This is a genomic window from Mesorhizobium xinjiangense (genome assembly GCF_009749525.1).
GTDB lineage: Bacteria > Pseudomonadota > Alphaproteobacteria > Rhizobiales > Rhizobiaceae > Mangrovimarina > Mangrovimarina xinjiangensis.
On the sequence record NZ_WOAC01000004.1, the window covers coordinates 1 to 19,772 of the forward strand.

The following is a 19,772-nucleotide window of genomic DNA, read 5'->3' on the forward strand; positions in this document are numbered from 1 at the left end:
CCTTGGCCACCGCGATCTCCGGCAGAACGGTGAAGTTGGAGAAGGTCGAGCAGCCCATGTAGTGGAAGAGCTTCTCGCCGTTCACCGAAAAGCGCGAGGTGCCGTCGGGCATCAGGCCCTGACCCTGGGTTGCGCGGATGGCGGTGCACAGATTGGTCTTGCGCGACAGGCAGGAGGGGCACTGGCGGCATTCGGGCGTGTAGAGCGGGATGACATGGTCGCCCTTCTTGAGGCTGGTGACCCCCGGGCCGACATCGACGACGACGCCGGCGCCCTCATGGCCGAGAATGGCGGGAAAGATGCCTTCCGGATCGGCGCCCGACAGCGTGAATTCGTCGGTGTGGCAGATGCCGGTCGCCTTGACCTCGATCAAGACCTCACCCTCGCGCGGGCCCTCCAGGTCGACCTCCATGATCTCCAGAGGCTTGCCGGCTCCAACGGCAACGGCGGCGCGGGTCTTCATTGGGCGTTCCTTTCAGACGGTAAGTGTAGGGCCAAGGTTTCAGGATTTTGGGGCATGTTCAAGACCCGCTGGACGGACGTCCGATACTTCATCGAGCCGGGCGGGCGAATTGCCGTCGTGCAGCGAAAGCACGGCGATCCGGACAGGGTCGCGCACACCGTCCAGTTTGGCCTGGCGGAACTCCGCATCAAGTGCGCCGGCATAGCCTTGTTCGCGGGCCAGTTTCCAGCTCCGCGCATCGACAACGCAGTTGCTGCCGAGCGTCTTGTTGTGCTTTTCCAGCCTGGCCGAGAGGTTCACCGCCGGACCGATGACGGTCATTTCGAGGCGCTGGTCCTGCCCGAGCGCGCCCCAACTCACGGTGCCGGTGGCGATGCCGATACCGATCCGCAGGGGCGTTTGTGAAATGCGCAGGAAGTCCTGTGCGCCCCAGTCCCGAATGTCGGCAAGAATGGCTTCGGCGGCGCGGATCGCGTCTGCGGCAAACGTCTCGCTTGCTCCGCCAATGCCGAAGCTCGCCATGATGCCGTCGCCCATGAACTTGTCGATCACGCCGTTGTTGCGCTGAACCAGGGGAATGACGCGGCCCTGATAGGCCGACAGGACGCGGATGACCGAATCGGCATCGAGTTGTTCGGCCAGAGCGGTGAAGCCGCGTATGTCGACGTTGAGGATGGCGGCGAGGCGCTTTTCGGCGTTGCCGGCCATGATGCGCTCCTGCGCCGTGCGGATGTTGCGTGCCACCGCAGAATCGAAAAAGCGCTCAAAATCCTCGGCCGCGGACTGCTCGGCCACCGCCGTGACGAGCAGCTTGCGCGAGCCGTTCACCGCAATCGCCAGCACCGCGGTGACGAAGAGAATGGAGATCATCTTGTCGATCTCGGCGCCGATGAGGATGGAGTTCGAGGTCAGATACTCGACATAGGAGCGCGTGAGCATGCTGTCTGCCGGATCGATCCGCGTGACGTAGACGATCATGAAGGCCATGCCGGCGAGCGCCGCCATACCGGCGACAAGGACGAATTTGGGATGGAAACGCAGCGCGCGAATGGCGATGAAGATGAAGACGTAGAGCAGGGTCGGGGCCTTCAGGACGAAGCTGGCCGGTTGCTCGTACTGAATGTGAAAGCTTATCAACAAGCCGTAAAGCAGTGAAAAATCGAACAGAATCGACAGGTAGTTGGCCCAGTCGGGGATTGGCCGCAAACAGCTCCACGCCAAAACGACGACCGAAATCGACAGGTAGGCGGCCAGCACATAGGGCACGGGTGTGAAGGCGTCCTGCGGGTAGGTTTTTGGCGAGACCGCGTAGAGGATGCAGAAGAGGAGCACGATCGCCAGCTGGATCGCGCGCAGCAATATGTCGTTGGACCAGTCGCGCTGGGCGATGCGCTGGACAATGCGCGGCGGGATAGCGGAAAGGTCGGGCCCTGAAAGAAATTCGCGCAATCGTGCCAGCATTCCTGTCGCTCCCGCTCAACAAGCCCGAGCCATGTTCAATTATCACGGAATGCGCTCACGCGGCATCACATCGACGGGCGCCAGCGTGATCGCGTTGCGTGAAACGGATGTGCATGTGTGCACATTGCCGGCGCGGCTCGCTTGAGGCCATGGTCGCGATTGCATAAAAGGAATGCCGTTCGCCGGAGGGACGCCGCACAAATGTTCAAGAAAATCCTGGTCGCCAATCGCGGCGAGATCGCCTGCCGTGTCATCAGGACGGCCAAGACAATGGGAATCGCCACGGTGGCGGTCTATTCCGACGCCGACCGCGACGCCGTGCATGTCGAAATGGCCGACGAGGCGGTGCATATCGGCGCTGCCGCGGCATCCGAAAGCTATCTGTCGGCCGACAGGATCATCGCGGCCTGCAAGGACACCGGGGCCGAGGCCGTGCATCCCGGTTATGGCTTCCTGTCGGAACGCGCGTCCTTTTGCGAGGCGCTGGAAGCGGAAGGCATCATCTTCATCGGCCCCAAGCCCAAGGCGATCCGCGCCATGGGCGACAAGATCGAATCGAAAAAGTTCGCCAATGACGCCAAGGTGAACACGGTGCCGGGCTTTCTCGGCATCATCGAGGACGCCGATCATGCCGAAACCATTGCCGGCGAGATCGGCTATCCGGTGATGATCAAGGCTTCGGCCGGCGGCGGCGGCAAGGGCATGCGCATCGCCTGGGGCGCCGAGGAGGTTCGCGACGGTTTCGACCGTGCGCGTTCGGAGGCCAGGAGCTCGTTCGGCGACGACCGAGTCTTCATCGAGAAATTCATCGTCGAGCCGCGCCATATCGAGATCCAGGTACTCGCCGACGCCCACGGTCATGCCATTCACCTCGGCGAGCGCGAATGCTCCATCCAGCGGCGCAATCAGAAAGTGGTCGAAGAAGCACCGTCGCCCTTCCTGGACGAGGAAACGCGGGCGGCGATGGGCGCGCAGGCCGTGGCTCTGGCCAAGGCCGTCGATTACCAAAGCGCCGGCACGGTCGAATTCATCGTCGACAAGGACCGCAACTTCTATTTCCTGGAAATGAACACCAGGCTGCAGGTGGAACACCCGGTGACCGAGCTTGTCACCGGCATCGACCTGGTCGAGCAGATGATGCGCATCGCTGCCGGCGAAAAGCTGCCGATCGGGCAGGGCGACGTGAAACTTGACGGCTGGGCCGTCGAGAGCCGGCTCTATGCCGAGGATCCGTTCCGCGGCTTTCTCCCCTCGATCGGCAGGCTGACACGCTACAGGCCGCCGGCGGAGGGGCGCATCGGCGATTGCGTCGTCAGGAACGATACTGGGGTGACCGAAGGCTCCGAGATCTCCATGTTCTACGATCCTATGATCGCCAAGCTGTGCACCTGGGGCCCCGACCGGTTGGCGGCGATCGACGCAATGTCCGACGCGCTCGACGCTTTCGTGGTCGACGGTATCGAGCACAACATTCCTTTCCTCGCCGCGCTCATGCAGCATCCGCGCTGGCGCGAGGGGCGCTTGTCGACCGGATTCATCGCCGAGGAGTATCCCGACGGGTTCGCGCCGATCGTGCCCGACGAAGAAGAGCGCGGCGTGCTGGCTGCCATCGCCCTTGCCGTGGAACTGTTGCGCAAGGATCGCCTCGACCGCTTGAGCGGGCGGCTGGCGCCGCATTCGGGCGTGTTGCGGCCGGACTGGGTGGTCCGTCTGGACGATGTCTACCTGCCCGTCACCGTAAAGGAAGGGATGATCTCGATCCCCATCGAGATGGATATCGGGGTCGGCGAGGGCGCTGCCATGACGGTTGCTTCCGACTGGCGCCCCGGCGAGCCGGTCTGGCGCGGCACGGTCGGCACGCGCCACATCGTCGCGCAACTGCGCCCGGCGCTCAATGGCACGCGTCTGGCGTGGAAGGGCATGTCGGTGACGGCCTGCGTCCTGACGCCGCGCATCGCCGAACTTGACCGGCTGATGCCGGAAAAGGTGCCGCCGGACACGTCGAAGATGCTGTTGTGCCCGATGCCGGGGCTCGTGGTCAGCATCGCGGTGACCGAAGGCCAGGAGGTCAAGGCCGGCGAGACGCTGGCCGTCGTGGAGGCCATGAAGATGGAGAACGTCCTGCGCGCCGAACGCGACCTGGTCGTGGCCAAGATCAACGCCAAACCCGGCGACAGCCTGGCGGTCGACGCGGTGATCATCGAATTCGAATAGGAGTTTTCTTGCATGGCGAAGGCTGACAGCCAGGCCGCAGTGCTGTTCGATCTCGACGGTACGCTGACGAACCCCTTTTTGGGCATTTCCAACTGCATTCGCCACGCCATGGAGAAGATGGGGCGTCTCGCACCGGATGATACGACAATCCGTGCGCATATCGGGCCGCCGTTGCAGGTGACGTTCCGCGTCCTTCTGGACACCGATGACGAGGCGCGTATCTGGGAAGCGGTGGCCCATTATCGCGAGCGCTATCAGAGCGTCGGCAAGTTCGAGAACGAGCTTATCCCCGGTATCAAGGAGGTGCTCGCGCACTGCGTGGCAAGTGGCCGGTTCCTCTCCGTCGCGACCTCGAAGATGGAAGCCTACAGCAAGGACATCATTGCGCATTTCGGGCTTGGCGGGTTCTTCGACGCGGTCCACGGCTCCGCCCCGGACGGAACCAACGCCAACAAGGCGGACCTGATCCGGCACATCATGGCAAGCGAGCCGATCGAAGCGGCCAATGCAGTCATGATCGGCGACCGGCTTCACGATGTCGCTGGCGGCAAGGCGAACGATGTGCCGACCATCGGTGTTCTGTGGGGATTTGGCGACAGGGCGGAGCTTGTGGCCGCGGGCGCGGTGGAGATCGTCGGGGAACCGGCCGAACTCGCGGCCGCCATCGATGCAGTGCTCTCGCCCGCGGCTGTCTGAAACTATCGGAATGCCGTGCACGGCCGGCGGCAGTGTCTTTACCGGCCGCTCGCGATACGGAACAATGACACTTTGAGTCTTCAAGAAGTGAGCGGCAGTCATCCATGGCGAGCGAACAGTCCCCGCGCGATCCTTCGCTACCTGTTGGGGCAGGTGCACTGAACGGACAGGCACGTCCCTTCATCCATCTGCGCGTTCATTCCGCCTATTCGCTGCTTGAAGGGGCGCTGCCGATCGCCAAGATCATCAAGCATGCCGTCGCCGACAAGGCACCGGCCATCGGCATCGCCGACACCAGCAACCTCTTCGGCGCGCTGGAATTTTCCCAAAAGGCAACGGCGGCCGGCCTGCAGCCGATCATCGGCTGCCAGTTCAACACCGTGCTGGACGAGGAAGGGGTGGCCAATGCCCGGCACGGCCATCGGGGTTTTGGCCACCAGGCACCGACAATGGCGCTGATTGCTGCGAACGAGGCCGGCTACGCCAATCTGGTGCGTCTCGTCAGCCGCGCCTATCTCCAATCGGATTCGGTTGACGAGGTGACGATAAACGCGGCGTGGCTGGAAGAACTGTCCGAGGGGCTGATCTGCCTGACCGGCGGCGAAGCCGGCCCCATCGGCCAGGCGCTCAAGGCCGATCATCCCGAACTGGCCGAACAGCGGATCAAGCAATTGCGCCAATGGTTCGGCGACCGCCTCTATGTCGAATTGCAGCGGCCGGCCGGTTATGACCGCACGGTCGAGGCGGCGAGCGTGGATCTGGCCTATCGCCATAATATACCCCTGGTGGCGACCAACGACGCCTTCTTTTTAACGCGCGAGGACTATGAGGCGCATGACGCGCTGATCGCGATCGCGGAAGGCACGGTGATTGCCGTCGACGAGCGGCGCAAGCTGACGCCCGACCATTGCCTGAAGAGCCAGGCGGAGATGTCGGCGCTGTTTGCCGACCTGCCCGAGGCACTCGACAACACGGTCGAGATCGCGCTGCGCTGCTCCTATTATCCGAAGAACCGCAAGCCTATCCTGCCGCGCTTCACCACCGGCGAGGGCGCGGCCGATGCCGGGCAGGCGGAGGCGGACGAATTGCGCCGCCAGGCGCATGAAGGGCTTGAGCACCGTCTCGCCACGGCCGGCCTGGCGCCCGGTTTTTCGCGCGAGCAGTACGTCGAGCGGCTGGATTTCGAGCTCGGCATCATCGAGCGGATGCAGTTTCCGGGATACTTCCTGATCGTCGCTGATTTCATCAAGTGGGCGAAATCGAAGGACATTCCGGTCGGGCCGGGGCGCGGTTCGGGCGCCGGCTCGCTGGTCGCCTATGCCCTGACCATCACCGACATCGACCCGCTGCGCTTCTCGCTGCTTTTCGAGCGCTTCCTGAACCCTGAACGCGTGTCGATGCCCGACTTCGACATCGACTTCTGCCAGGACCGGCGCGAGGAGGTGATCCGCTACGTCCAGGAGAAGTACGGGCGCGACCAGGTCGGCCAGATCATCACCTTCGGCACGTTGCAGGCGCGCGCGGTGCTGCGCGATGTCGGCCGCGTGCTGCAGATGCCCTACGGCCTCGTCGACCGGCTGTGCAAGATGGTTCCCTCCAATCCGGCCAATCCGACGCCGCTGCACAAGGCGATCGAGGACGAGCCGCGCTTTGCCGAGGAGGTCGAGAAGGAGCCGGTCGTCGAGAACCTGCTGGAGATCGCCCAGAAGCTCGAAGGGCTCTATCGGCACGCCTCGACCCACGCCGCCGGCATCGTTATCGGCGACCGGCCGCTGTGGGAGCTGGTGCCGATGTATCGCGATCCGCGCTCAGACATGCCGGTCACGCAGTTCAACATGAAATTTGTCGAGCAGGCCGGCCTGGTCAAGTTCGACTTTCTCGGCTTGAAGACGCTGACGGTGCTGGAAACGGCGGTGCGGCTGGTGCGCCGGCGCGGCGTCGACATCGACCTGTCGCAAATCCCTTATGACGACGCCGAAACCTACGCCATGCTGTCGCGCGGCGAGACGGTTGGCATATTCCAGGTGGAATCGGCCGGCATGCGCAAGGCGCTGATCGGCATGAAGCCCGACTGCATCGAGGACATCATCGCGCTGGTGGCACTCTACCGCCCCGGGCCGATGGAAAACATTCCCGTCTACAATGCCCGCAAGCATGGCGAGGAGGAGATCGCCTCCATTCATCCCAAGATCGACCACCTGGTGACGGAGACTCAAGGAGTCATCGTCTATCAGGAGCAGGTCATGCAGATCGCGCAGGAACTGGCCGGATACTCGCTCGGCGAAGCCGATCTGCTGCGCCGCGCCATGGGCAAGAAGATCCGCGCCGAGATGGACAAGCAGCGCGTGCGTTTCGTCGATGGTGCGGTGGAGCGCGGGGTGAGCAAGGTCCAGGCGAACACCATCTTCGACCTTCTTGCCAAGTTCGCCGACTACGGCTTCAACAAGTCGCATGCCGCCGCCTATGGGGTCGTTTCCTATCAGACGGCCTATTTGAAGGCGCACTATCCGGTCGAGTTTCTCGCCGCGTCCATGACGCTCGACATGTCGAACACCGACAAGCTTTCCGATTTCAGGCAGGACGCCAAGCGGCTCGGTATCGAGGTCGTTCCGCCCTCGGTGCTGACTTCCTTTGCCGATTTCGAGGTTGGCGATAAGCAGATTTTTTATGCGCTCGCGGCCATCAAGGGGGTGGGCGACGCGGCGGTCGAGCATATCGTGGCCAAGCGCAACGAAAGCCCGTTCGAGAGCCTGGAGGATTTCTGCGAGCGCATCGATCCGAAGGTCGTCGGCAAGCGTGTCCTGGAAAGCCTCATCGCCGCCGGGGCCTTCGACTGTTTCGGCCGCGACAGGGCGTCGCTGATGGCCGGCATCGAGCGCATGATGGGGCTGGCGCAGCGGGCGCAGGAAAATGCGGAGCTCGGCATGTCGGACATGTTCGGCGCGGCCATGGGGGCAAAGCCCGAGCCGTTGCGCCTGCCGGCCTGTGAGCCGTGGCTGCCGGCCGAAAAGCTGCACCGCGAATTCCAGGCTGTCGGCTTCTATCTGTCGGCGCATCCGCTGGACGAGTACAAGGCGGCGCTGGACAAGATGCGCGTGCAGAGCTGGTCGGACTTCGCCGCCGCCGTCAAGCGCGGCGCGTCGGCCGGCCGGCTGGCCGGAACCATCACGTCGAAGCAGGAGCGCAAGACGCGCACCGGCAACAAGATGGGCATCGTGCAGTTTTCCGATACCAGCGGCCAGTTCGAGGCGGTGCTGTTTTCGGAGGGGCTGGCGCAGTTTCGCGACTTGCTCGAGGCGGGCCGGTCGGTCGTCGTGACCGTCGCGGCCGAAGATCGCCCGGAGGGCGTCAATCTGCGCATTCAGTCGGTGTTTTCACTGGAAGAGGAAGCCAGCCGGGTGCAACGCTCGCTGCGCGTCTTCGTGCGCGACGCTGCGCCGCTTGCCACCTTGCAGAGCCAGCTTTCCGCCAAGGGCGAGGGCCAGGTCAGCTTCATCGTCATCAAGGAAGGCGGACGCGGCGAGGTCGAGATCGAATTGCCGGAACGCTACCGCATCTCGCCGCATATCGCCTCGGCCATGCGTGCCGTGCAGGGCGTGGTCGAGGTCGAGCTCGTCTGAAACGTCGCAACGGCGTAATATATCAGTGATATATCTCTGGCGTGCATATCCGTTTGAAGCAAACGCACGCTAACCGAGCATGCCGCGTTCCGGCGGTCGGGTCGCGGCGGTCGCGACCTGTCGCGAGCGGATGAACGCGGCGATGAATGCCACCGTCATCACCAGCACGATCGTCGGCGCCGGGGCGCTGTCGATGAAGAACGAGATATAGACGCCGAGAAATGAGGCCGCCGCGGCTACCGCGACCGATACCGCCATCATCGTCCCAAAGCGCCGGGTCAGCAGATAGCCTGTGGCGCCGGGGGTGATGAGGACCGCAATTGCGAGGATGATACCGACGGCCTTGAGCGCGCCGACAATGGTCAGCGACAGGATCGCCAGCAGGCCGTAGTGCAGCAGGGTCACGGGAAGTCCGATTGCGCGGGCGTGCTGGGCGTCGAAGGACATGAGCAGGAGGTCGCGGCGCCCAAGCATCAGAAGCCCGACCGAAATTGCTGCGATCGTGGCGCTTTGCGCGATGTCGCCCCATGAGATGCCCAGCATGTCGCCGAACAGGATGTGGTCGAGATGGACCGAGGTCTGGATGGACAGATAAAGGACGAGGCCGAGCGCAAACATGCCGGAAAATACGATACCCATGACCGTGTCTTCCTTGACGCGGCTGTTTTCCTTCAGATAGCCCGTGCCCAGCGCGCAGATCATGCCGGCGGCGAACGCGCCGATGGCGAGCGGTAGCCCAACAATATAGGCGATGACGATGCCCGGCAGCACGGCATGGGAGACGGCGTCGCCCATCAGCGACCAGCCCTTGAGCACCAGGAAGGTCGACAAAAGCGCCATCGGCACCGCGACCAGCAGCGCAATGATGAAGGCCAGCCGCATGAAGGGGAACTGGAAGGGCAGGGTGGCGACGTCGATGAACTCGCTCATTGGCCGGCCTCCGCGAGGGCCGCGCGTGCCCGCCGGCGCGCAGCGAGCAGCCCGTGCTTGGGCGCCAGCACGAAGGTGGCGAGGAAGACCAGGGTCTGCAGGACGACGATGATGCCGCCCGTCGCACCGTCGAGGAAATAGGATGCATAGGCGCCGGTAATGCTGGTCAGCGCGCCGATCGCCACCGATGCCGCGATGAGCCGCGGAAAGCGGTCCGTCAGCAGATAGGCGGTCGCGCCGGGTGTCACCACCATGGCAATGACCAGGAACGCGCCGACCGTTTGCAGCGCCGCCACGGTGCAGGCGCTCAAGAGCGTGAAGAAGATCGCTTTCATGAGGAAGGGATTGATGCCGACCGAGCGCGCATGGTTTTCGTCGAAGAAGACGACCATCAGGTCTTTCCATTTGAAAAGCAGGATGGAGAGCGAGACGCCGGCGATCAGCACGAGCTGCAACGTGTCTTCCGGCGTGATGGCAAGGACGTTGCCCAGGACGATGGTCTGGATGTTGACCGAGACCGGCGACAGCGACGCCATGAACAGGCCGAGGCCGAAGAAAGAGGTGAAGATGAGCCCGATGACGGCGTCCTCCTTCAGCTTGGTGCGCTGGTTGAGAAACAGCATCGACACGGCGGCGAGCCCGCCGGCGATAAAGGCGCCGAGCGAGAAGGGCAGACCGAGCATATAAGCGCCGGCCACACCGGGCACGATGGAGTGGGAGAGCGCGTCGCCGATGAGCGACCAGCCCTTCAGCATCAGATAGGCCGACAGGAAGGCGCAGACACCGCCCACCAGGCCGCTGACCCAGATGGCGTTGACCATGTATCCATAGGTGAACGGCTCGAGAAGGATCTGCATGATCAGCGCTCGTCGCCGGCATTGCGGCCTGGCCGGGCAGGCCTCTTGGCGTAGCCTTCCTTGTCCTCGTCGCCATAAAGAACGACCGGGCGCTCGTCGTCGGATATGACGGTCACCTGGCGGGTGTCGCTGTCTTCGTGGAGGTCGGATCCGCCGAGCACGAAGTGGCGCAGCACGCCGCCGAAGGCGACTTCCAGATTGGCGCGGGTGAAAACCTCCTCGGTCGGCCCTGCGGCAAGAACCGTCTTGTTGATCAGGATGGCGCGGTCGCAGAATTCCGGCACGCTGCCCAGATTGTGCGTCGAGACGAGCATGACGCGGCCCTCGTCGCGCAGATCGCGCAAAAGCGCGATGATCGCTTCCTCCGTCGTCACGTCGACGCCGGTGAATGGCTCGTCGAGCAGGATGACCTGCCCCTCCTGGGCGAGCGCGCGGGCCAGGAAGACGCGCTTTCTCTGGCCGCCCGACAATTCGCCGATCTGGCGCTTGCGCAAATGCCCCATGCCGACGCGTTCGAGCGCCTCGTCGACCATGGCGTGGTCGTGGCGCGTGGCGATGCGCAGCGCGTTCATGTGGCCGTAGCGGCCCATCATAACCACGTCCTCGACCAGGACGGGAAAATTCCAGTCGACCTCTTCGGCCTGCGGGACATAGGCCACGACATTGCTCTTGAGCGCCCGGCCTGCCGGCTCGCCGAGAATGGAGACCGAACCGGCGGCAAGCGGAACGAACCCCATGATCGCCTTGAAAAGGGTCGACTTGCCGCTGCCATTGACGCCGACCAGCGCCGTGATCGTGCCGCGCGGAATTGCGAAACTCATGTCGAAGAGGGCGGTGTGTCCATTGCGGTAGGTGACGGTGATGCCGTCCACCTTTATGCCCGCTGGGGAGCCGGCCCGGGGCGGGGCGAGGTTCATTCCGTCAGCCCCTTCGCGATCGTCTCGGTGGTCACGCGAACAAGGTCGATATAGGTGGGAACCGGACCGTCGGGCTCGCTCAGCGAATCGACGTAGAGCACGCCGCCGTAAAGCGCGCCGGTCTCGCGCGCGACCTGCCTGGCCGGCTTGTCCGACACCGTGTTCTCGCTGAAAATGGCCGGCACGTGCTCGCGCTTCATCGTGTCGATGACCTTGCGGATCTGCTGCGGCGTGCCCTGGCTGTCGGCGTTGATCGGCCAGAGATAGAGCTCCTTGAGCCCGAAATCGCGCGCCAGGTAGCTGAAGGCGCCTTCGCTGGTGGCCAGCCAGCGCCGCTCCTGCGGGATCGCCGACAGGCGCTGCCTGATCGGCTTCACCAGGGCTTCGATCTCCTCGCTGTATGCCTTGGCGTTGGCGGCATAGATTTCGGCGTTGTCGGGGTCATGCTCCGCCATCGCCTTGCGGATGTTGTCGACATAGATGAGGGCGTCGCTTGGCGACATCCAGGCATGCGGATTGGGCTTGCCGCGATAGGGGCCCTCGGAAATGCCCATCGGCTCCACGCCTTGCGAGACGACCACGCCGGGCACGTCGCTCAGATTGTGGAAGAAGCGCTCGAACCACAGTTCCAGTCCCAGCCCGTTCCACAGGATCAGGTCGGCGTCCTGGGCCCGCAGAATGTCGCCGGGCGTCGGCTGGTAATTGTGGATCTCGGCGCCGGGCTTGGTGACGGATTCGACGATTGCGGCGTCGCCGGCGACGTTCCTGGCCATATCCGCGATGACCGTGAAGGTCGTGACCACCTTGAATTCGTCCTCCTGTGCGTGGGCGCCGGTGAGGGTGGCGGCGAACACAAGGGCGGCGCAGGCCAGTCTGGTCGGGATCATATGCGGGTCTCCAATGGTCGCGGGAGGACGAAGAAATCGGCATTTTCAATCTATCGGCCACAATCTAACGGGTCGCTGACATATGTCAATGCAAATGCGAACCGTTTGCAAAAAGAAATGGGAACTGGGCCTGCAGCCATTTGCAACTGGTTGTCATCTGGACCATTATCCGGCCATGACAAACCAGCAGACCAAGGGCAAGGATCTGGAGACGGAGTTGCGCCGGGCGGGCGTCCGCATCACGCGGCCGCGTCAGACGATCCTGCGCATTCTGTCGGAGACCGACGATCATCCCGACGCTTACGAAATATTTCGTCGCGCCAGTGCCGTCGACGCCAGCATCTCCTTGTCGACCGTCTACCGGACGATGAAGCTTCTGGAACAGTGCGGAACGATCCACCGGCATGCCTTCGAGGGCGGGCCGTCGCGTTTCGAGCATGCGGGCGTGGAGCACCACGATCATCTGATCGATGTCGAGACGGGCGACGTGATCGAGTTCCGTTCCGAGCGAATCGAGGCGCTGCAGGACGAGATCGCGCGCGAACTCGGCTACGACATCCTGCATCACCGGCTGGAACTTTACGGGCGCAAGCGGCGCACGGCCGCGAAATAGGGACGCGAACCGGGAACGGCAGATCGATCAGAAGGCGGCCGGTTCCGTTTTTCGCCGCAATTCTTGTTACAAGGCTCGCAGATTGCTTAGACTGACCGCGAATCGCCCCTGGGCTTCGAGGAGAGGGAAACGGACATGAAGTACAAACTGCTTGCGGCCGCGCTGGCCGGCACGATGGCGCTCGGCGCCTGCACGACGGATCCCTATACGGGTGAGAGAAAGATCTCCAATACCGCTGGCGGTGCCGCACTCGGCGCCGGTCTCGGGGCACTGGCCGGCCTGGCCGTCGGCGGCTCCTCGGTCGCCCAGCGCAACGCCGTTCTGATCGGCGCGGGCGTCGGCGCCTTGGCCGGCGGCACTGTCGGCAATTATATGGACCGGCAGGAGGCGCAGCTGCGCGACCAACTCCAGGGCACCGGCGTCAGCATCACGCGCGACGGCAATTACATCATCCTCAACATGCCGTCGAACATCACCTTCGACACGGACCGCTCCGACGTGAAGCCGCAATTCTATTCGACGCTCAATTCGGTGGCGATCGTGCTCAACCGCTATGCCAAGACGCTGATCGACGTCTATGGCCATACGGACTCGACCGGTGACGACAACTACAATCTCAACCTGTCGCAGCGCCGCGCGCTTTCGGTCGCCAACTATCTGAACGCACAGGGCGTCGACCAGCGGCGCTTCTCCGTGGTCGGACTCGGTGAGACCCAGCCGATCGCCTCCAACGCCACGCCGGAAGGCAGGGCGCAGAACCGCCGCGTCGAGATCCGTCTGGCGCCGCTGACCTGACCGTCCCGCGTCGATGCGTTGGATCGCAAGCCTCGGCCCGCGTCGGCCGGGGCTTTTTCGTTTGAACCAATGATATGCGCGCCAGATCAATGTGCTGGAGCATGCAGCTTACGCTCAAACGGGTTCGTTTGAGCGGGACATGCTCTATGCGCGGCTTTCCGCCAGCGCACCGGCAATCCGCGCCGCCAGACGGGCATTGTTTTCCACAAGGGCGATATTCGTCTTCAGGCTGGCGCCGCCGGTGAGTTCCAGAATGCGCGACAGCAAAAACGGCGTGACCGCCTTGCCGCTGATTCCCTGGCGTTCGGCATCGGCCTGGGCGGCGGCGATATGCACGGCCATTTCGTCCTGAGCGATCTCGTCGGCCGCCGGCACGGGATTGGCGACCAGCATGCCGCCGGATATGCCGAGTTCGCCCCGGGTGCGGTGGAACCGGGCGATCGCCTCTGCGCTGTCGAGGCGCAAGGGCGCTGGGTGAGGGGAGGTCGTCGACCAGAAGGCGGGCATGACGTCGCTGCCATGCGCCACCACCGGCACGCCACGTGTTTCCAGCACTTCGACCGTCTTTTCGATATCCAGAATGGCCTTGGCGCCGGCCGAAACGACGATGACGGGCGTGCGCGCCAGCTCGTCGAGATCGGCCGAGATGTCGAAGCTCTGCTCCGCTCCTTTGTGCACGCCGCCGATGCCGCCCGTAGCAAACACCTCGATGCCGGCGAGCGCGGCGGCGATCATGGTCGCGGCAACCGTGGTGCCGCCGGTGCGGCCTTCGGCGACCGCGAAGGCGAGGTCGGCGCGCGACAACTTCATGGCGTCGTCGCGCCGTGCAAGGGCGGTGCGGTCCTTGTCCGACAGGCCGATCTTGAGACGGCCGTCGATAACGGCGATCGTCGCCGGCTCGGCCCCTTCGGCACGGATGATCGCCTCGACATTGGCGGCCATTTCGCTGTTTTGCGGAAAAGGCATGCCGTGGGTGATGATCGTGCTTTCGAGCGCCACCACCGGACGTCCCGCGGCAAGCGCGGCGGCGACGGGTTCGAGGACATCCATGTGTCGGTATGCGGTCTCAGGCGTCATGATCGGTCCTTACGGGTCGCATTTCGCCAGGATCGCCGGTTGGGCGATCCGGGCAAGCGCTGCGGAGAAATGGGGCTCGTCGAGCTGTGGCACGGAACGCGGCGTTTCAATGCATATGCTGGCCGCCGCCAGACCCTCGCGCAGTGCTCCGGCAAAATCGTGGCCGGCAAGAATGGCGGCGATGGTCGCGCCGGCGAGGGCGTCGCCAGCGCCGGTCACGTCGGCAACGCGCTCAGGCGCCGGCGGCGCTATGGAAAAGACGTTTGTTTCATCGAGGCCGAATAGCGCCTGCGGTCCGGCGCTGATCGCCGCGCGCCGCAAGCCGAGCGCCCGAAGGCCTCTGGCAAGGTCCGCGCCGTCGCTCTGCGGCGGCAGGCCCGTCAGCGCTATCGCCTCGCGGCGGTTCAAAAACAGGACGGACAGCGCCGGCAGGACCGGTTTCAGCCGCAACACCTTGGCCGGCGATATGGCGATGGCGAAGACCGGCTTGCTGCCTGCCTGGCGGGCGATCAATTCAAGACCGGGCGCGGGGATGTTGGCGTCGAGGAGGATCGCGTCGGCCGCATCGATCGCCTGGCGCGCCGCCTTGCGGCGCAGATGCCGCACGAAGCCGAGGTCGTAGAGGCTCATATCGGCAAGGCCGGCAACGAGTTCGCCCTGGTCGTCGAGAAGCGCCGTATAGCTGGGTGTTACCCGATCGAGAAAGACCGCGGGCAGATCGTCGATGCCTGCCCGGTCGACAGCCGCGGCGACAGCTTGCCCGCCGGCATCGCCGCCGCGCATCGACATCAGCGATGCGCCGTGCCCGCGCTGAACGATGCTGCGCAGCGCATTGAACACGCCGCCGCCGACCTCCTCGTCCATCCTGCCCGGATTGGACGCGCCGGGCGCGAACTTTTCCGTCATGCGGCCGCGGCGATCGATATGGGCGCCGCCGATGGCGAGGATATGCGCGCGGGTGTGGTGGATTGGCATGCTGGTGTCCGGAAATGCGGCGCGACCATAGGGCCGAAGAGGCGAAAGCACAATGCGTCGTGAGACCGGTTTGCCTGTGTCGGCGGGAGGCTCGATGCGCTGCGCCCGCTGATGGACTGATTTGCCCGTCCGCATCCCGTCCATCGCACGCTATCGAGACGACGACGATATCCGATGAGCCGCTGTTAACCGGTTGATTCTGATAAATCGTTGAACTCAACGTTCGGCATGGCAATGGGCCCGATGCGGCAGCCCGCCTGTCATGCCCGTTTCAATTGCGGGATGCTGAAGAAGAACGGCGCTGGAACGTATAAAGAACATATCAGATAAGTCATTGATGAAATGACTATTTACGCCACTTGCTAAAATGGAACAAAACATGTACATGTGAAAGGGAAGCGGCAATTGGCCGTGCTTCATTGACGATCAAGGGGTAATGTATCATGGCTCAGAATTCATTGCGGCTGGTTGAGGACGATTCGGTGGATAAATCTAAGGCTCTTGACGCGGCGCTGTCGCAGATCGAACGGGCATTCGGCAAGGGCTCGATCATGCGTCTGGGCGCGAACGAACAGGTGGTGGAGATCGAAACCATCCCGACCGGCTCGCTGGGACTGGATATCGCACTTGGCGTCGGCGGGCTTCCAAAGGGACGCATCATCGAGATCTACGGGCCGGAAAGCTCGGGCAAGACGACCCTGGCGCTGCACACGGTCGCCGAGGCGCAGAAGAACGGTGGAATCTGTGCCTTTGTCGATGCCGAGCATGCGCTCGACCCAGTCTATGCGCGCAAACTGAAGGTCGATCTGGAGAATCTGCTGATCTCGCAGCCCGATACGGGAGAACAGGCGCTGGAGATTTGCGACACGCTGGTGCGCTCCGGCGCGATCGACGTGCTGGTGGTCGATTCGGTGGCGGCGCTGACGCCGCGGGCCGAGATCGAGGGCGAAATGGGCGATTCCCTGCCGGGCCTGCAGGCGCGGCTGATGAGCCAGGCGCTGCGCAAGCTCACCGCTTCCATCTCGCGCTCCAACACCATGGTCATCTTCATCAACCAGATCCGCATGAAGATCGGCGTCATGTTCGGCTCGCCCGAAACCACGACCGGCGGCAACGCGCTGAAATTCTATGCCTCCGTGCGCCTCGACATTCGCCGCATCGGCTCGGTCAAGGAGCGCGACGAGGTCACCGGCAACCAGACCCGCGTCAAGGTGGTCAAGAACAAGCTCGCGCCGCCCTTCAAGCAGGTCGAGTTCGACATCATGTATGGCGAAGGGGTGTCGAAGACCGGCGAGCTGATCGATCTGGGCGTCAAGTCCGGCATCGTCGAAAAATCCGGCGCATGGTTCTCCTACAATTCGCAGCGGCTCGGTCAGGGGCGCGAGAACGCCAAGCAGTTCCTGCGCGACAATCCCGATGCGGCGCGCGAGATCGAATTGGCGCTGCGCCAGAACGCCGGCCTGATCGCCGAGAAATTCCTCGAGCAGGGCCCGGGCAGCGCTGACGGCGATGATGACGGGGACATGGCCGCCGAGGGTTAACGGCAATTCCAGGCGACGTGGATGCCGGTTCTCTGTCCGCAACCGCCTCAAGCGCAGGGTTGGATCGGCGCATCGATTCCGTGAAGCGACGGGCCGATCCGGGGGCGCATACCAGGCGGGTCCGGCTCGATCTTACGCCGATCCGCCTTTTGTCGGCTCTGCCGCGTCATCGGCCTTTGCGAAACGCGCAAGCGCTGACACGAAGTCGCCCATTCTGGGGCGGCGCACGGCGAGAAAGGGCAGCGGGCGGGAGGTTTCCATCGCCGCGATGCCGATGCGCACCGTCATCATGCCGTTGATCACGCCTTCGCCGAGCTTGGCCGACAGCCGTGCGGCCAGGCCGTGGCCGAGGACCTGCTGGACGAGACTGTCGCCGGCGGCGATCGATCCGGTAACGGCCAGATGCGCCAAGACGCTGCGGGCCAGGCGGAAAAAGCCGATCGTTCCGGGTCTGGCGCCATAGAGTTCGGAAATGCGCCGAATGAGCCGGGCGGCTTCGAAGACGACATAGGCGAGGTCGACGAGGGCGCGCGGGCTGACCGCGGTGACGACGGAAACCCGCTTGCCCGCATCGAGGATCATCTGTTGCGCCGCCTTGTCGAGGGGCGTCAGCAGTTCGCCCTCGGCCAGGCGGATCAGATCCGGTCCGTCGATCACGTCGTCGCGCAGGTCCTCGAGATTGCGCCGCCCGGCCGCCGTTTGCGGTCGCGCAGCGACGAACCGCGCAATATCGTCGACAACGGACCGCGCCGAGCGCGTGTCGCCGCGCGATAGAGCGTCCTCGGCCCGCTTGCGCAGCCGGTCGACGGAGGCAAGCCGCGCCAGCGCCCATAATTCGCGTATCACGATGACGACCAGGGCGATGAGGGCGATGGCCGCTGCGGCGAGTGCGGTCCATCCGAGCCAATCGGCGCGTTCGAACAGGTCGCGGATCAGCCGATCGGTCCAGATGCCGACGGCCATAGACAGGAGCAGGCCGAGGGCCGCCAGCAAGATGCCGCCCAGGCGCAAGCGCCGGGACTTGGGCGGTGCGGAAACGGTGGCCGCTTCATCATCGTTCTCTGTATCGAAAATGTCGGTCTCGACCGTATCGACGACGGCTTCGCGCAGATCGATGGCGCGCGGCGTGCGCGGTTCTGCCGACTTCGTGCGCTTGGCGGCGGGATCGCCGGCCTGATCGTGCCCCTTGTCCGGCGTCAGCTTGAAAGCGGCGGGTTTGCGTTGGCTGGTCATGCCAGGCGATCTCCGATCAGGAACTGCAGGGCCCTGTCGAGCCTTATATGGGGCAACGACAGGAGAACGCCGTCGGCGTTGCGCTCCAGCCTGGGCGGACGAAAGCGCACGAAGCGGATCGTTTCCGGCTTCGGTGAGCCGTTCGACTGATCGAAGAGCTGTGCCGGGCTCTCCGGCAAATCTCCGGGAAAGATGGCCGTTTCCGTTTCGCCGTCGAACGTGTCCTTGCCGATCGTCTCGCCGGCGATCGGCGTGCCTATGATGACCGGCAGTTCGTGCTCCTTCTGCCTGACCGTGCCCTCGCGCGTGGCGCGCACCGCCGCCATGGCCAGGACCTCGACCGCGGCACCGGAGACGTTGGCCCGCTCCGTCGCCCGATCGGCCAGCTTGCGCACGATCGCCTGCAGGCGGTCGTGGCTTTCGTGGTGGATATGGTCGGCCTTGGTGGCGGCGACGAGAAGACGCTCGATCGGCCGCGAGAACAGGCCGGTGAGGAAGTTGCTGGTTCCGGGGCGGAAGCAGGAGAGAATTTCGGTCAGGGCGCGTTCGAGATCGGCCATAGCGGCGGGACCGGCGTTGAGCGCCTGCATGGCGTCGATCAGCACGATCTGCCGGTCCAGTCGCGTGATGTGCTGGCGGAAGAACGGCTTGACGACATGCGTCTTGTAGGCCTCGTAGCGCCGTTCCATCATCGCGCCGAGCGATCCCGGACGATATCGGCCCTCGCCGATTCCGGGCAGCGGCGCGAAGGTGAGGGCGGGCGAGCCTTCCAGGTCGCCGGGCATGAGAAAGCGGCCCGGCGGAAGAGTGGAGAGCGCGCGGCTGTCGTCGCGGCAGGCGCGCAGATAGGCGGTGAAGGCCTCGGCCAGTTTGCGCGCCATCATCTCGTCCGCCGGACCGTCAGGGTCGACGGCGCGGGAGAGTTCGAGCCATTGGGTTGCGAGGTCGGCGCGCCCCGGCAGGGCGGCCAGTTCGGCGCAGTCGCGTGAAAAGGCGGCGAAATCCTTGCCGAGCAGAGGCAGGTCGAGCAGCCATTCGCCGGGATAGTCGACAATGTCGATCGACAGCCGGCCGCTCGACAGCATCCGTCCCCAGGCGGAAGCCGATTCATATTCGATCGTCAGGCGCAGCTCGGAAATGGCGCGCGTGGATTCGGGCCAGATTCGCTCGTCGACAAGGGCGGCCACATGGTCTTCATACTGAAAGCGCGGCACCGCGTCGTCCGGTTGCTCCTGCAGAAAGGCGCGGGCGATGCGGCCCGACTTCTGCGGCTCGAACATGGGTAGGCGCCCGCCATGGATGAGATTGTGCACCAGGGCGGTGATGAAGACCGTCTTGCCGGCGCGCGACAGGCCGGTGACGCCGAGCCGCAGCGAAGGCGACACAAACGATGTCGCGCGGCCGGCGAATGTATCGAGGGCAATGCGCGCCTCGTCGGTCAGACTTGTCAGCGATGGCAAATTGTCTCTCCGGATCGCTCATCATATAGGCCG

General features: G+C 64.2%; 16 protein-coding genes. 6 read left to right on the top strand and 10 right to left on the bottom strand.

The window, feature by feature from the left end; all coding sequences use genetic code 11:
- Both GM909_RS05755 and GM909_RS05760 read right to left on the bottom strand, forming a co-directional pair.
- Positions 1–463: alcohol dehydrogenase catalytic domain-containing protein (locus GM909_RS05755; RefSeq protein WP_157015263.1), on the bottom strand; the 463-nt coding region annotated here is incomplete at its 3' end.
- A gap of 39 nt (positions 464–502) precedes the next feature.
- On the bottom strand, positions 503–1,924 hold the full coding sequence (locus tag GM909_RS05760) for an adenylate/guanylate cyclase domain-containing protein (RefSeq protein ID WP_157015264.1): 1,422 nt from the start codon (positions 1,922–1,924) through the stop codon (positions 503–505).
- Between the two features lie 201 nt (positions 1,925–2,125).
- Here GM909_RS05760 and GM909_RS05765 point away from each other — a divergent pair, with 201 nt between their 5' ends.
- From GM909_RS05765 to dnaE, 3 genes are all read left to right on the top strand, one after another.
- Positions 2,126–4,138 carry an acetyl-CoA carboxylase biotin carboxylase subunit gene (locus tag GM909_RS05765; protein WP_157015265.1) on the top strand — a complete coding sequence of 671 codons (2,013 nt, stop codon included), beginning with the start codon at positions 2,126–2,128 and terminating at the stop codon, positions 4,136–4,138.
- A 12-nt stretch (positions 4,139–4,150) separates the two neighbouring features.
- Positions 4,151–4,834, top strand: coding sequence for an HAD hydrolase-like protein (locus GM909_RS05770; protein WP_157015266.1), 684 nt, complete (start codon positions 4,151–4,153; stop codon positions 4,832–4,834).
- Between the two features lie 104 nt (positions 4,835–4,938).
- Entirely contained in the window at positions 4,939–8,454 is a 3,516-nt protein-coding gene (gene dnaE / locus GM909_RS05775) for a DNA polymerase III subunit alpha (protein ID WP_157015267.1), read from the top strand.
- A 69-nt stretch (positions 8,455–8,523) separates the two neighbouring features.
- Here the strand turns inward: dnaE and GM909_RS05780 are convergent, their stop codons facing one another.
- The 4 genes from GM909_RS05780 to GM909_RS05795 are packed head-to-tail and all read right to left on the bottom strand — an operon-like array spanning position 8,524 to position 12,045.
- Complete coding sequence (locus GM909_RS05780; RefSeq protein ID WP_157015268.1) at positions 8,524–9,384, bottom strand: metal ABC transporter permease; 861 nt, start codon at positions 9,382–9,384, stop codon at positions 8,524–8,526.
- Complete coding sequence (locus tag GM909_RS05785) at positions 9,381–10,241, bottom strand: metal ABC transporter permease (RefSeq protein WP_157015269.1); 861 nt, start codon at positions 10,239–10,241, stop codon at positions 9,381–9,383. The genes GM909_RS05780 and GM909_RS05785 overlap by 4 nt, the downstream gene beginning before the upstream one ends.
- Before the next feature lie 2 nt (positions 10,242–10,243).
- Positions 10,244–11,158, bottom strand: coding sequence for a manganese/iron ABC transporter ATP-binding protein (locus GM909_RS05790; RefSeq protein ID WP_157015270.1), 915 nt, complete (start codon positions 11,156–11,158; stop codon positions 10,244–10,246).
- On the bottom strand, positions 11,155–12,045 hold the full coding sequence (locus GM909_RS05795; protein ID WP_157015271.1) for a metal ABC transporter substrate-binding protein: 891 nt from the start codon (positions 12,043–12,045) through the stop codon (positions 11,155–11,157). The genes GM909_RS05790 and GM909_RS05795 overlap by 4 nt, the downstream gene beginning before the upstream one ends.
- Positions 12,046–12,220: 175 nt before the next feature.
- On the opposite strand from GM909_RS05795, the gene GM909_RS05800 reads away from it, so the two are divergent.
- Together GM909_RS05800 and GM909_RS05805 are read left to right on the top strand one after the other, a co-directional pair.
- Entirely contained in the window at positions 12,221–12,658 is a 438-nt protein-coding gene (locus GM909_RS05800) for a Fur family transcriptional regulator (protein ID WP_157015272.1), read from the top strand.
- 135 nt (positions 12,659–12,793) lie between these two features.
- Positions 12,794–13,453: an OmpA family protein gene (locus GM909_RS05805; RefSeq protein WP_157015273.1), complete on the top strand. Its 660-nt coding sequence runs from the start codon at positions 12,794–12,796 to the stop codon at positions 13,451–13,453.
- 144 nt (positions 13,454–13,597) lie between these two features.
- Here the strand turns inward: GM909_RS05805 and GM909_RS05810 are convergent, their stop codons facing one another.
- Together GM909_RS05810 and GM909_RS05815 are read right to left on the bottom strand one after the other, a co-directional pair.
- The gene (locus tag GM909_RS05810; protein ID WP_157015274.1) at positions 13,598–14,530 is read right to left on the bottom strand and encodes a pseudouridine-5'-phosphate glycosidase; all 933 of its coding nucleotides are present in this window, start codon (positions 14,528–14,530) and stop codon (positions 13,598–13,600) included.
- Positions 14,531–14,539: 9 nt separating this feature from the next.
- Complete coding sequence (locus GM909_RS05815; protein WP_157015275.1) at positions 14,540–15,505, bottom strand: carbohydrate kinase family protein; 966 nt, start codon at positions 15,503–15,505, stop codon at positions 14,540–14,542.
- Positions 15,506–15,948: 443 nt separating this feature from the next.
- On the opposite strand from GM909_RS05815, the gene recA reads away from it, so the two are divergent.
- Complete coding sequence (gene recA / locus GM909_RS05820; RefSeq protein WP_157015276.1) at positions 15,949–17,046, top strand: recombinase RecA; 1,098 nt, start codon at positions 15,949–15,951, stop codon at positions 17,044–17,046.
- Between the two features lie 132 nt (positions 17,047–17,178).
- Here recA and GM909_RS05825 read toward each other — a convergent pair whose 3' ends face one another.
- Positions 17,179–18,279 carry a YcjF family protein gene (locus GM909_RS05825; RefSeq protein ID WP_157015277.1) on the bottom strand — a complete coding sequence of 367 codons (1,101 nt, stop codon included), beginning with the start codon at positions 18,277–18,279 and terminating at the stop codon, positions 17,179–17,181.
- Positions 18,276–19,739 (bottom strand): YcjX family GTP-binding protein, encoded by a 1,464-nt coding sequence (locus GM909_RS05830; protein ID WP_157015278.1) that lies wholly within the window; start codon positions 19,737–19,739, stop codon positions 18,276–18,278. The genes GM909_RS05825 and GM909_RS05830 overlap by 4 nt, the downstream gene beginning before the upstream one ends.
- Between the last annotated feature and the right edge of the window lie 33 nt (positions 19,740–19,772).